The organism is Capnocytophaga sp. CM59 (assembly GCF_000293175.1).
Lineage (GTDB): Bacteria > Bacteroidota > Bacteroidia > Flavobacteriales > Flavobacteriaceae > Capnocytophaga > Capnocytophaga granulosa.
On sequence record NZ_ALNN01000023.1, the window covers coordinates 40,459 to 54,020 of the forward strand.

Here is a 13,562-nt window from a genome sequence, read left to right on the forward strand (position 1 = left end):
TGGCAAATCACAAATAGTTATTTATTTCTAATCACTAATCATTAGTCACTAGTCATTGGTCACTAATCATTGGTCATTGGTGCTGGCTTATAGTACTGTCCTTGGTACTCGGCGACGCCTTCAAGTTTGTCCAAGAAGATATCAATACCCTTTACCTTAGTAGGGACGGCCTGGTGAACAACACCTTTGCGATCTATCAGTAGGAGTTTATCGCCACTATGAACCACGGCAAATGCTTTGGTGGTAGAGGGAAAATCTATTTGGGTATAGACCGCAGGGATAAACCGCGCATATTGCCCTCCATATCTGAAAAAGCCTACTTTATCTCCCTTGATAAGGGTATAACCATAATCATTTTTCTCGATACGATCGTAGATAATAGCCAGTTTTTCTTTGCCATCTATGCCAATAAAGCCCCATAGGCTATCTTTTTGGGCTAAGAGCACACCTGGCCAATTGTATTCTAAGTATTTGTATTGTACAGGGGTGAGCTGTTCCCCCTTGAGGGAAAATATACCACTGAGACTGTCCTTTTGGACCAAGAAGAAAGGAGGTTTACTCCATTTCTCGTAGGTAATTTGATTGTATATAGGGGGAATGACTTCCCTGCCCAAGGTATCAATCACTCCCCAAGCGTACTCCTTTCGCACGCGGGCTACTCCATTCTCAAACCAACTCAACTCATCATATAGGGGAGCGGTCAGGGTATCTTTATTTGTCCTAATACCATAACGTCCTTGGTCAAAATAGACCATAGGTTGCTCGGTATGAGCTACTGTCCTAAAGCGACCATCTCCATAATAGGGATCATAGGCATAGCCAAAGCCCCCTACAAAGAACCAACGGCTTCCCTTTTCGGTAAAATCAATATTTTGCTTGTCATCTACTTTGAAATAATAGCGCTGCATATCCCAGCCAAAGAAAATGGGTACAAGGGGCGAGATAAGCCAGCGGGATTGGTACCTGAATCCTTTTCTGCGCCAAAGCCCCCAATAGCGCTTGGTATGGGTGGTGAGCCGTCCATTTTCTACCTTATCGTAGGTTACATACAGGTAGTTGCCCTTGGGCTGTAGCTGGAAATGGAGGTATTTGTAAGGTTGCTCCCAAGCATCTTTGGGTAGGAGCGGAAAGGGACTTTCTCGATACGTACCATTGCTTAATGAATAGGCATAGAAATGCTCCCCTGAAAGTGCTTCCATGGCTACTTTTTGGGATTGACAACCGCTAAGGATAAGGGCAAGGAGCGTGAGGGTACTGAAAAAATATTTCATAAGATAAGGGGTTAGTAAAGTAATTTGACTTCTTTAAGTGAAAAAGAACTCATCAGGGCATCTTCCTGTTCTACTTGGAGTTGGCCGTTATGACTAACTCCCCTGATATAGCCCATAAAGCGCTGTCCGTCGGGGTACTCAAAGGTGGAGGGCTTGTCCTTGCGAAATAGGTGCGTGTGATACTCGTCCAATACCTCCTCAAAGCGGGTAGGGGAGAGGCTCAAGAGGGCAGTCTCTAGCTCATGGAGGATTAGAAGCAAGACCTCCTCTAGGTCAAAGGGGTGTCCCATGATTTTCTGTAGGGAAGAGACATTGGGCAAATCATTGAAAAAAAGTTGATTTACATTTAGTCCTATTCCAATCACAGAGGCTGTGATATACTCCTTATGGAGCGTGTTTTCTATCAGTATCCCACAGATCTTCTTTTTGGCTGACAAAATGTCATTAGCCCACTTGACAGCTAAGTCTGGTATATATAATTTTTTTAAGGCACGGAAAATAGCTAGCGATACTTCCATATTCAGCAAGAAGTGATACTCGGAAGGGAGCTGGTCAAATTTTTTAAAAACGCTGAAAGTAAGGTTCTTGCCTGGTTCAGCTACCCAGCTAGCGCCCTGTTGTCCTCGCCCTTGGGTCTGTGAAAGTGCCCATACACAACTAAGGTCGGCTATGGGTTTTTCCTTAATAAGATTTTTAAGATAAGTATTGGTAGAATTTGTGGCATTAAGTTTGATAATTTCCATAAAATGTTATACCTTTGTCGCTTTGCAAAAGTAATTAAAAAAATTGAATGACAGAAAAAAATAACACAGAACAAATCCTCTCTTCTGTACTAGAAGGGATTCAAAAAGTAAAGGGACAGGACATCACCATTTTAGACCTCAGAGGTATAGAGAATGCCGTATGTAGCTACTTTGTCATCTGTACAGGGGGCTCCAATACGCAGGTGGTGGCCATATCGGGCGCTGTACAAAGGCAGACCCCACAGAAGCCTTGGCATGTAGAAGGAGAACAAAACGCCGAGTGGGTATTGCTTGACTATGTGGATGTGGTGGTACATATCTTCCAAAAGCATGTACGCGAATATTATGATATAGAGGGCTTATGGGGAGATGCCCAGATAACCCATATAAAAACAAATGAATAGTTATGAACGAGAACAAGCCATCGCGATTTTCTGCTTTTTGGTTCTATGCAGGACTCGCGCTTATTCTATTTTTTATCCTTAATCCGCTCTCTAGTGCGGGCTTATGGAAACAACCTGAGGAAATCCCTCAGACAGAATTTGAAAAATTCCTCCAAGATGGAGATATCTCCAAAGTGGTAGTGGTCAATAAGCACCAAGCACGTATCTATCTCTTCCCAGAGGCTATGGATAAGCCAGACCATAAGAAGGTGCGTGCCGAAAGCCCTTTGTTCAAAACAGGGGAGGATTCCGATGTGCCTCAGTATAGAATGGAAATAGGCGTTTTAGAGAATTTTGAAAACAGATTCAATAAGATCGTAGCCGAAAACAATCTCTCCAATACCCAACTGGTATACCGTACCGAACAGAATTTTGTAGGAGACCTGCTCATCACGGTAGTATTGCCGCTGGTACTCTTTGTTGGTCTTTGGATATTTTTAATGCGCCGTGCAGGAGGCGGCTTTGGGGGAGGACAGTTCTTCAATATAGGTCGCTCCCGTGCCAAGCTCTTCGACGGAGAGAAGGATAAGAAAATCACTTTCCAAGATGTAGCAGGGCTCGAAGGCGCCAAGGAAGAGGTACAGGAGATAGTGGATTTTCTCAAGAATCCTGAAAAATATACCTCCTTAGGAGGGAAAATTCCAAAGGGAGCGCTGCTTGTAGGCCCTCCTGGGACAGGGAAAACGCTTCTTGCCAAGGCTGTAGCAGGTGAGGCACAGGTACCTTTCTTCTCCCTTTCAGGATCGGACTTTGTAGAGATGTTCGTAGGAGTGGGTGCCTCTCGTGTGCGGGATTTGTTCCGACAGGCTAAAGAGAAATCGCCCTCTATCATCTTTATAGACGAGATAGATGCTATAGGTAGAGCCAGAGGCAAAAATAACCTGACCAATGCCAATGATGAAAGAGAAAACACCCTCAATCAGTTACTTACAGAGATGGACGGTTTTGGTACCAATACCAATGTGATTGTTCTGGCAGCCACTAACCGTGCTGATATTTTGGACAAGGCACTACTGAGAGCAGGACGTTTTGACCGACAGATCTATGTGGACTTGCCTGACTTGAACGAGCGTAAAGAGATTTTCAAAGTGCACTTGCGCCCTATCAAAGTAACCGAGGACTTAGATGTAGAGTTCTTAGCCAAACAAACCCCTGGTTTCTCAGGAGCGGATATAGCCAATGTGTGTAATGAGGCCGCACTGATTGCAGCCCGTCGTGGCAAAACATCGGTGGATAAGCAAGATTTCTTGGATGCCGTGGATAGAATCATCGGAGGCTTGGAGAAGAAGAACAAGATTATCACTCCTGAGGAGAAAAAGGCGATTGCTTATCATGAAGCGGGGCATGCTACCGTGAGTTGGCTCTTGGAGCATGCAGCTCCTTTGGTCAAGGTAACTATAGTTCCTCGTGGGCGTTCGCTTGGGGCGGCTTGGTACCTACCTGAAGAGCGACAAATTGTACGCACCGACCAGATTCAAGATGAGATGTGTGCTGCCCTAGGTGGTCGTGCAGCCGAAGAGATTACCTTTGGGAAAATCTCCACAGGGGCACTCAGTGACCTAGAAAAGGTAACCAAACAGGCTCGTGCTATGGTAACTATTTATGGGCTTAATGATAAGATAGGGAACTTAACCTATTACGATCCTACAGGTGAGGAATACGGATTTACCAAACCTTATAGTGAGAAAACCGCTCAGGTAATTGATGAGGAAATAAGAGAGATTATAGAACAACAATACCAGCGCGCCCTTGATATCCTTAGAACCAATAGGGAAAAGCTCACCACTTTAGCCGAATTGCTTTTAGAACGCGAGGTGATCTTCAAGGAAGATTTGGAACATATCTTCGGGAAACGCCCACATGATAATGATAAGTGAAGAGTGAAAAATGAAGAGTGAAAAATGAAGAGTGAAAAATGAAGAGTGAAAAATGAAGAGTGAAAAATGAAGAGTGAAAAATGAAGAGTGAAAAATGAAGAGTGAAAAATGTCTCCAATGATAGTAATGAGTAAAATAATAAAAGGTAAAAGAGGAAAAATCTTTTACCTTTTACTTTTTATCTTTTATCTTGTTAGAACTTATAGGTGAATCCAGCACCGAAGGCTTCTCTTATCTGGAAGGCTTTTGCAGCGTCATCATCGTAGATGGCCTGGAAGGTAAGGTTGGCTGAAAGGAAGTCATTTACCTTCATCAGTACATTGAGCGTATAGTCTATATCTACATTTTGGGGTTTGTCCAAATAGTTGCTATAGAGGCTAAGCGTATTCTCAAGGGTTACATTCTTTACCAAGTTGTCAAACTTCGCATATCCATTTACGGCCGCACCGAACTCAAAGCGAGAGGTTTCTCCTTGTTTTACCCCGAAGTGAGGGGCAGCCTCAGTGAACTTCTTATCAGTGAAGATGAATCTTGCAGTAGCAGGAGAGATATTAACTTTTAGGTTATCGCTCTTTTTCCACAACATACCAGGTCCGAAGGAGAAGTAAGCAGGCGCTAAGAAGTTAGTTGTTTCGGTACGGATTTGTTTTCCAGTGTTATCAGTGTCATACTTATACCCTTTGGCCAATTGGGTTTGGAAATTGGCAAAGAAAGAAACAAACCAAGTATCGGATACTTGTCGTCCTACAAGAGAAGTAAGGGCGAAACGGTCATTAGATTTCTTAGAGAAAGCATCGCCATCTACTTTGGTAAGACCGTAATCCACAAGGAGTTTGTTATCCCATGTCCAAGCACCTTTTTTATAGTTGGCATCGTAGGAAAGGTTGAGGTTTCCTCCGTAGTTATTGGTACCCCCCCCAGTCCAATCATGGTTAAAAGCTGTTTGGTTGAACATCAGGGAGATAAGTCCCGCACGAGTCCATGTCTTTTCAGAGGCCGCAGAAGGCTCTGGAGCCGACATAGAGGGGGCAGTAGTTTCTTCTTGAGCAAAAGCAGCAAAACTCCAGAGAGTAAGTGCTGAGAGAATCATTTTTTTCATCGTTTGATAATTTAGATAATTAATAATGATATTTGTAAAATCGGGGGCAAAGGTAATTATATTTTTTGAATAAGCAAGATATACTGCCAATTTTTTACTTTGAATTAAAAAAAGCTACCTCACATACGGGGTAGCTCTTAATGGAAGAAAAATGAAAAGTTTATGGTTTGAGGGCTTGTTCTTGTTCCCTCTCATAAGCCGATTTGTAGGGGCGGATAATAAGGCGTACCCCTTTGTTGTATTGGAAGTACTGCACAATCCAGTTGGCCAAGGCCACCATTTTGTTGCGGAAGCCCACCAAGAAAGCCAAGTGTACGACCATCCAGAGAATCCAAGCAAACCAGCCTGAAAAGCGCATACCTGCAATCTCTACCACGGCCTTATTACGACCGACAGTAGCCATAGCGCCTTTGTCAAAATAGCTGAAAGGTACTAAGTTCTTTTTGCCAGCAATTTTTCTCTTGAGGTTTTTGCCCAATTGCTTTCCTTGTTGGATCGCAGGTTGTGCCACCATGGGGTGTCCTTTGGGGTATTTGTCACTGATCATACAGGCTATATCGCCAATGGCATAGATATCCTTACAACCTTTTATCTCACTAAACTCATTGACCACATAGCGGCCGAACTGTATGCTCTCCTGAGGGATTCCCTCTATAGTGCTACCCTTGACCCCAGCAGTCCAGATAAGAGTGCGGGTCTCAAAGTTATGCGTGTTGGTTACCACATTGGTACCATCATAATCCTTGACAAAGGTGTTGAACCAAATGGTAACACCCATTTTTTCCAAGTATTCTTTGGCTTTTTGGCTGGATTTCTCTCCCATACCCACTAGCAAGCGAGGATCGGCCTGAATCAGGTTGACATTCATCTTGCGAATGTCCAAGTCGGGGTAGTCAGTGGGGAGGATATGGCTTTTAAGTTCGGCAAAGGCACCGGCTAGTTCCACTCCTGTGGGGCCTCCTCCGACGATGACAAAGTTCATCAAGCTATTGCGCTCTTCAAGGTCATTGGTCAGAATGGCCGCCTCCAAGTTTTGGATAATAAGGCTACGCATATCTATCGCTTCAGGGACGGTCTTCATAGGCATGGCATACTTTTGGATATTGGCATTGCCGTAGAAGTTGGTCTGTGAACCTGTAGCTATCACAAGGTAGTCGTAGGAGAGATCCCCTAGGTCGGTATAAATACACTTCTTTTCGGGATCTATCTGTTTTACTTCAGTGATGCGGAAGTGGAAGGTCTTTTCTTTCTTAAAGATAGAGCGCACGGAGTGTGCAATAGAGTCGGGTTCCAGTCCCGCGGTTGCCACCTGATAGAGTAGTGGCTGGAAGGTGTGGTAATTGGTCTTATTGATCAGAACCACTTGCATTTTGGAAAAATCCAATTGCTTTACGATATTGATACCACCAAAACCAGCCCCAATAACAACAATACGGGGGAGGTTGGTGGTAGGGATATTCAGTTGAGTGATTGTACTCATAGAGTTCAGAAAGGAATGATATTATAAGTGTTTGCGTGTTTCTTTTATAATTTTGGTAGCATTCCCCAGTACGACATGGTCGTCAATGATTAATATAGGTCGTTTCAGGAAGGTATAATGTTCCAAAATAAGGTCTTTGTAATCATTCTCCGTCAGGTCTTTTTCGTTGAGTTGGCGTTCTTTGTAGAGTTTAGAGCGCTTGTTGAACAAGAGTTCATACTTTCCAGTAACATTCTTGAGCTGTTCGAGATCAGTCTCGCAGATAGGCTCTTCTTTTACATCTTGAAAGGTGAAATCCTCCAATACTTTGAGTTCATGGAGAATGCGTTGGCAGGTATCGCAACTGCTAAGGTAGTAAACTTTCCGTGTGGGTGTCATTTTCTTTTTGGGTCATTAAGGTTAAATGAAAGCCAAGGATTTACTTCGGAGAGAGGGATTTTTACCTCCAAAACTCCGGTGCTATAAGGGGCTATTTCATATGGGTTATACAATAAAATGAGGTGGTTTTGATCAAAACCAATGTTTTTAGGCAAGGCAAAGATATCATTCTGGAACATAAAGCCGTTTTTACTAAGTTCTTCCTCTTCGGAGAGATTGAAAGTCTCTCTGAAGTGCTTTTCGGCTACCTCCAAGATCTTGTCCTTATTGGTAAAGAGAGCTGCTTGAGGGAGGGGAGTACCATCGGAAGCCTTGAAGTTCATATAGCTGATCCAGTTGATAGGGTGGGCACCTCCTAAGTACTCATATCCTGAGCGCTGGAGGGAGATAAGGGCGTCATTCTCCAAGAGAATGGTGTCTACAATTTGTATCTGATAAGGGGAGATGCCTTCGAACTGCTCTTTGTCGGCTTTGTACTGAGAAAGGAACAGCTCGCCAGCTTCCTTAACCCCCATGACAGTATCCTTTGCGGTGAGGATTCTGACCAATTGTCGCTGTATAGTGTCGTTAAACGCTTGAGCAAAAGCACTAGGTTTTTTGCAAAGCATGTAATTGATGGAGACTTCAGCACAATCTTCGTCTCCATCTCCGCAATCGTCGAGTATAATTTCTTGGTTTTCAAACTTATACTTGCCAGAAGGGAAGAATAGGAAGTAACCAACTACCCCAAGGGCAATCACACCAAGAGTGATGAAAAAGTATTTTTTACGTAACATTTTTATTGAGAATGTGAGGGCAAAAATAATCTATTTTTCAGAAACAAAAAAGAAAAATAAGACTTATTTGTTTTTTTTAACATATATGTTTTCTGCTATCATGGAGGAAATGTTGATAGTTCGGCTATCTAGTTGAATTTCAATAGAATTGTCGAAGGAATGTATCTCCAAAATCTTAATTTCTTTTCCGATAGAAATGTCTATCTTATTGAGATATTGCAAAAATTCTTTAGAAGTGTTCTTCACTCCTACACATTGGGCAACTTCGTTGGGCTTCATTTGGCTCAACAGCTCACTTTTGAGAGAGGGCATGTGGCCAAACTTATCGGGGATGGGATCGCCATGGGGGTCTTTTTCGGGGTAGAGCAGGAGCTTGTCCAATTCCTCGATGAGCTTATCGGACTGTATATGCTCTAGCTGCTCGGCAACTTCATGGACTTCGTCCCAAGAGAAATGGAGCTTTTCCACGAGAAAGACCTCCCAAAGGCGGTGCTTTCGGATGACAAAGAGGGCGTTTTTCTCTCCTTCTTTGGTAAGGGAGACACCTTGGTATTTCTTATGTTCCACCCAGCCCTTTTCATGTAGCTTCTTGATCATATCGGTAACTGATGAGGCCTTGGTCTGCATGGCATCGGCTATGGCATTGGTCGTTACTTCCTCTAGGCGTTCTTGGCCGAGATGGTAGATGATTTTCAGGTAGTTTTCTTCAGAAAAGGTCATAGTGTAGGGAATTGGGTGTGAAGGATAGCAGCCATTTCTTGTTGGAGGGCATGGGCGGCTTCCCCTGCTTTTGAGGCGAAGTCTTCCCCCTGGGAGGCATAGATGACGGCACGAGAGGCGTTGATAATTAGCCCTACCGAGTCATTGAGTCCGTACTTGCATACCTCCTTTAGATCACCTCCTTGGGCACCTACACCAGGTACCAATAAGAAGGAATGGGGTATTATACGGCGAATTTCAGCTAAGTATTCTGCCTTGGTAGCGCCCACTACATACATGAGATTCTGGGCGTTGTGCCACTGCTGGGAACGGGTGAGTACCTGCTGGTAGAGAGGTATCCCCTCGGTGGAGAGCGTCTGGAAATCAAAAGCTCCCTTGTTGGAGGTCAGTGCCAAAAGAATAGTAGCCTTGTCCTTGAAAGCCAAGAAAGGCTCTACGGAATCCTGTCCCATATAGGGGGCTACCGTTACGCTGTCGAATTGTAAGTCTTCAAAGAAAGCCTTGGCATACATGGTAGCTGTATTGCCTATATCGCCCCGCTTGGCATCGGCTATGGTAAAGATACGAGGGTGCTGCTCATTGAGGTAGTCAATGGTCTTTCTTAGCGACTGCCAGCCCCGCTCCCCGTAGGCTTCATAGAAAGCAATATTGGGCTTATAGGCAATGGTATAAGGGTGGGTGGCATCGATAATTGCCTTGTTAAAGGCAAAAATAGGATCTTCTTCCTTGAGTAGGAAAGGAGGGATTTTGCTTATATCCACGTCTAAGCCTACACAGAGGAAGGATTTTTTGGAGAATATTTCTTGCTTGAGTGTTTCTAAGGAGAAATTTTTCATATAATAAAGTGTATTTTTATAAGATTTGTCTTCTGCTAATTAGTCAAGATATTTTTCTATAGGCATGCCATTAACCAGGATACCCTTGAGTACTACTTGTCCCTTATAGACAACGATTTGAGCATAGGCCTCATTGAGCAGTCTTTCGGCTCTTGGGGCTTTGTTTTCGTTCATATAATAGCGATAGGGGAGGTCTAACCATATTTCATCATCATCATAAGAAAAGCCATAGGATTCGGTCTCTTCCCTGATATAGCTATTGGTATCGGTGGGCGGTTGTAGGGTTACTTGGTCATAGACAAGCATTCCATGTTCGTCCTTTTTCACTGTGATATAGAGTTCTTTGAGGTCTTCCATATGCTGAAATTTTCTAGGCATGGGTACCTCTCTGTCCTCGTAGCTGATCATCACATAGCGTCCGCGGAAGGCATCGTAAGGGTCAAGGGGGGCAATCTTCATCAGGAAGGTTTCGCCCCGTAAGAGAATCAATTCCCTATCAAAAATCATTTTTAGAGGGAAAGCTAGCTGTACCAGTACCATACAGGCAAAGGCTATGAGGAGGTATTTCTTACGCATTTTTCTTTTGTTTTAGAATGAAATAATTGGCTACAAAAAAGCCTATACCTAAGAGGATAAAGACAATTCCTTTGATAATAAAAGGGTAGTAACTATCAAAAAATCGTATAGCAATCTCAACAGAGATGACCGAAAGGCCATAATTGACCACTAAACTACGTTCGCTCTTAAATCCTTTCCAAATATAGTAAGCACCAAAGGCTAAAATAACTAAATCATATAGGTAAAGGCGCACTAAATAGATAGAAAATATATACAACAGAGGAAAAACTAATACAAGATCCAGTATTTTTTCTTTTTTATCTATATAATAATACTTTGCAATAAGTAAAAAATAGAAAAGTACTATAGCAATGGTCGTATATAGGGTGTAATTATTAAAAGAAGGAAAATCTTCTATAAAGAAACAAATAGGAATACACAGAAGGGCAGCTACCTTATAAGCATTGTAATAAATACTTGTTTGTAGATACTTTCCAATCATAAGATAAATAGCAGAGAGTAAGACAAACCAAAGAATAGCGCCATCATCTCTTATATTTGCAGAGAGGATAAACAAAGCTATTCCGGAAAAGACTACAGTAAGCCAGTGAAAGGCATAAGTAATCGCACTATTTGCCTTATACCTTATGTGCCAGATGTAAAAAGGCAAGATAAGCGTAAAGGTAACCAAAGAAGTATAGTAAGTAGGCCATTCTCTATACCCCAATATACAGAGAGCCCCTATACCTATATAATAGAGTACGGCTGTCGCCCGTGAGCGCATAAGGTAGAGGGTAGGCAAGGCTAAAATAAGCCAGAGAGTGAGGAAGCTAGCAAAGGAGCTATCGGGCAGGTTATATACCTGATGTACCATAGCAATCGTAGCCCCTATGGTCAAAGCGGTAAAGGCAGCGGCAGCTTCCCCCCTCCAAGAGGTGAGTCCCTTTTTGAAAAGCAGGTAGCCACAAGCCGCCTGCCCTGCCAATAGGGGAAGGAAGGAGAAAAAGGTCTTTATCCAGCGGGGTAGCTCGTCCCAGTTATGTGCCAAAAGGACAATAACTCCCAAAGCAATAAGAATCGCCCCCAGTGCTCCGAAGACGGTCAGAAGCCTATGGGAGGAGTTACTCTGGGTGCGCTGCTCGGCATAGTGGCGAATACGCTCGGCCACTTCGGGGGAGATGACCTCGGCGGCGGTGAGTTCGTCTAGTTCCTTTAGGATTTTCATATAATTAGGTTTTTAATAGGGTGATAAACTTGTCTATATACAGTTGTTTTTCCTTGGACTTGTATTGTTCTATATAGCGAGGGTGCTCCAGAACGACCATTTTCTTGAACAAAGAAGCCTCTTTGTTGAGCTTTTCCAAGAAAGTAGCGTTTTTCTTACCTAAAATATAGACTTCATTGGTGTCAAGGCCTAGGGCTATATGTTTTTTGAGGGTCTCTATCATATACTCACGGGTCAAAGCAAAAAGCTCAGGGTCATCATAATAGTTGGCATTGAGCCAGTTGCCCTGTGCATTCTTGCGGACAATAGCCAAGGGGAAGGGTGAGTTGATATAGTAATCCTTGTAAAAGGCAGCTACCCCTCCATACTGGGCAATCATATCATAGACGAATACCGAGGAGACCTCGTGGGTACGAGCCGAAAACATGGGGATACCACAATCGTTTTCCAAGTGCTTGGTATCGGTAAAAGGCACTCCTGTAACCCCTGCCCCATGTCGGCTGGGATTGATGCCGATGATAAACTTGCGGGGCACCAGGTCATTATAATATTTGTCATAAAAAGAGGTCATCACCTGTAGCGTCTCAGGGTTATCCAAGTAAGGGTTTAGCACGGCAAAGCCCTCAGGGAGTTTGCCCGTATACTGTAAGCTCTTGTTAAAGGCAATGATACGCTGCCCTATGGTAAGGGCAGCGTTGGGTGTGTGGTTGCTCATCTATATAAGTCCTTTTTGGCTTAGGTATGCTATACTCTCTTCCACCACCTGGTAGACCCTATCGAGCTGTTTGTCGGTGATGATATAGGGAGGTAATATATATATGGTATGATATACAGGGCGCAAGATCACTCCATGACTGATGTAAAAACGATAGAGTTCGTTGCGAATGGCTCCATAATACTCTCCTGTATCAGGTACTTTCAAGTCCAAGGCGACAATCACGCCAAGGGTACGGGTACGGGCTACCTTAGGATGTTTGTCCATTTTAGCGGCAAAGGCCACATGTCTTGCGTGAATACGCTTAAGGTTGGCCTGCATTTCTTCTTCAGCCAATATCTTTAGGCTCTCCAAGGCAATGGCACAGCCTGTAGGATTGGCCATAAAGGTATGTCCGTGGAAGAGTGCTTTGCTAATGTCATCACTATAGAAAGCCTCGTAAATAGCCTCGGTAGTAGTGGTTGCCGAAAGCGGAATGGTACCCCCAGTAAGGGCCTTGGATAGGCAAATCATGTCAGGCATTTGCTTGAGATAATCACAAGCGAAGGTCTTTCCTGTCTTCCCGAAGCCCGTCATCACCTCATCGGCTATGGTAAGTACTTGGTGTTCACGGCATATTTGGATCAGTTCGTCCAAGACTTCTGGAGCGTACATACGCATACCCGCTGCTCCGAGGACTAAGGGTTCAAAGATAAAGGCCGCACACTTCTCTTGGGCAATCACCTCTAAGAGGCGCTGCTTGCAAGCCTCTTCCTGTCCCTTTTCAGGGATAGGTATACGTACCACCTTGAGCAATTGATCCTGAAAAGCGGTAGTATAGAGTGAAATACCAGATACGGCCATAGCAGCAAAAGTGTCCCCATGGAAAGCCTCTTCAAAGGCGATGAAGGTAGTGCGCTTCTCCCCGCGGTTATAGTAATATTGTAAGGCGATTTTTACAGCCACCTCCACTGCGGTAGAGCCATTGTCCGAGAAGAACACTTTGCTTTGGTTCTTAGGCAGGATCTTAAGGAGTACCTCAGCCAAGTCGCAAGCAGGCTGGTGTGTAAAGCCTCCGAAAAGTACATGTTCTAAAGAGGTTAGTTGCTCGTAAGCCCTTCGAGCTAAGCGTTCGTTACTATGTCCGTACGGATTAACCCACCAAGAGGCGATGGCATCAATATACGTATTGCCGTTTTCGTCCCATAGGAGGGCATCTTTCCCTTTTACAATAGCGATAGGGGTATCGCTGGTTTTGTGTTGTGTATAGGCGTGCCAGAGGTATCGCTGGTCTTTTTCAGAAAGTGTCATCTTTTTTGTGGCAAAAGTACGAATTAATTTGATAATTTGCTAATGGGTTGATAAGTCAAATTGGCTAATTGGAGAATTGACAAATTGGCTTATATTTTTTTGGTAATCTTGTGAAGATATCGTACCTTTGTCCCGATGAGTGAAAAATGAA

Annotated in this window: 14 protein-coding genes; 2 read left to right on the top strand and 12 right to left on the bottom strand. The window is 43.7% G+C overall.

Annotation, left to right across the window (positions count from 1 at the left end; all coding sequences use genetic code 11):
• Positions 1–62 precede the first annotated feature (62 nt).
• Together HMPREF1154_RS06570 and HMPREF1154_RS06575 are read right to left on the bottom strand one after the other, a co-directional pair.
• Entirely contained in the window at positions 63–1,271 is a 1,209-nt protein-coding gene (locus HMPREF1154_RS06570) for a WG repeat-containing protein (protein ID WP_009641824.1), read from the bottom strand.
• A gap of 11 nt (positions 1,272–1,282) precedes the next feature.
• A complete protein-coding gene (locus HMPREF1154_RS06575; protein ID WP_009641833.1) occupies positions 1,283–2,014 on the bottom strand; it encodes a biotin--[acetyl-CoA-carboxylase] ligase in 732 nt (243 codons plus the stop codon).
• Between the two features lie 47 nt (positions 2,015–2,061).
• On the opposite strand from HMPREF1154_RS06575, the gene rsfS reads away from it, so the two are divergent.
• Both rsfS and ftsH read left to right on the top strand, forming a co-directional pair.
• Complete coding sequence (gene rsfS, locus HMPREF1154_RS06580; RefSeq protein ID WP_009641776.1) at positions 2,062–2,418, top strand: ribosome silencing factor; 357 nt, start codon at positions 2,062–2,064, stop codon at positions 2,416–2,418.
• Positions 2,419–2,420: 2 nt separating this feature from the next.
• Complete coding sequence (gene ftsH, locus HMPREF1154_RS06585) at positions 2,421–4,334, top strand: ATP-dependent zinc metalloprotease FtsH (RefSeq protein WP_009641790.1); 1,914 nt, start codon at positions 2,421–2,423, stop codon at positions 4,332–4,334.
• Between the two features lie 193 nt (positions 4,335–4,527).
• On the opposite strand, the gene HMPREF1154_RS06590 is transcribed toward ftsH, so the two are convergent.
• The 10 genes from HMPREF1154_RS06590 to bioA form a co-directional block, all read right to left on the bottom strand.
• Positions 4,528–5,433: a DUF3078 domain-containing protein gene (locus tag HMPREF1154_RS06590; protein ID WP_034567037.1), complete on the bottom strand. Its 906-nt coding sequence runs from the start codon at positions 5,431–5,433 to the stop codon at positions 4,528–4,530.
• A gap of 160 nt (positions 5,434–5,593) precedes the next feature.
• Positions 5,594–6,913, bottom strand: coding sequence for an NAD(P)/FAD-dependent oxidoreductase (locus HMPREF1154_RS06595; protein WP_009641834.1), 1,320 nt, complete (start codon positions 6,911–6,913; stop codon positions 5,594–5,596).
• A 21-nt stretch (positions 6,914–6,934) separates the two neighbouring features.
• Positions 6,935–7,291, bottom strand: a complete 357-nt coding sequence (locus HMPREF1154_RS06600; protein ID WP_034567040.1) for an arsenate reductase family protein — start codon at positions 7,289–7,291, stop codon at positions 6,935–6,937.
• Positions 7,288–8,067, bottom strand: a complete 780-nt coding sequence (locus HMPREF1154_RS06605) for a DUF3298 and DUF4163 domain-containing protein (RefSeq protein WP_009641803.1) — start codon at positions 8,065–8,067, stop codon at positions 7,288–7,290. The genes HMPREF1154_RS06600 and HMPREF1154_RS06605 overlap by 4 nt, the downstream gene beginning before the upstream one ends.
• A gap of 63 nt (positions 8,068–8,130) precedes the next feature.
• A complete protein-coding gene (locus HMPREF1154_RS06610) occupies positions 8,131–8,787 on the bottom strand; it encodes a metal-dependent transcriptional regulator (RefSeq protein WP_009641836.1) in 657 nt (218 codons plus the stop codon).
• Positions 8,784–9,623 (bottom strand): orotidine-5'-phosphate decarboxylase, encoded by an 840-nt coding sequence (gene pyrF, locus HMPREF1154_RS06615; RefSeq protein ID WP_009641781.1) that lies wholly within the window; start codon positions 9,621–9,623, stop codon positions 8,784–8,786. Before pyrF ends, HMPREF1154_RS06610 begins: the two co-directional genes overlap by 4 nt.
• A gap of 39 nt (positions 9,624–9,662) precedes the next feature.
• Positions 9,663–10,199, bottom strand: coding sequence for a GDYXXLXY domain-containing protein (locus HMPREF1154_RS06620; protein ID WP_009641771.1), 537 nt, complete (start codon positions 10,197–10,199; stop codon positions 9,663–9,665).
• The gene (locus HMPREF1154_RS06625) at positions 10,192–11,406 is read right to left on the bottom strand and encodes a DUF2157 domain-containing protein (protein WP_009641819.1); all 1,215 of its coding nucleotides are present in this window, start codon (positions 11,404–11,406) and stop codon (positions 10,192–10,194) included. The genes HMPREF1154_RS06620 and HMPREF1154_RS06625 overlap by 8 nt, the downstream gene beginning before the upstream one ends.
• A 4-nt stretch (positions 11,407–11,410) precedes the next feature.
• Positions 11,411–12,121: an SMUG2 DNA glycosylase family protein gene (locus tag HMPREF1154_RS06630; RefSeq protein ID WP_009641822.1), complete on the bottom strand. Its 711-nt coding sequence runs from the start codon at positions 12,119–12,121 to the stop codon at positions 11,411–11,413.
• Positions 12,122–13,411 (bottom strand): adenosylmethionine--8-amino-7-oxononanoate transaminase, encoded by a 1,290-nt coding sequence (gene bioA / locus HMPREF1154_RS06635; RefSeq protein WP_009641828.1) that lies wholly within the window; start codon positions 13,409–13,411, stop codon positions 12,122–12,124.
• Between the last annotated feature and the right edge of the window lie 151 nt (positions 13,412–13,562).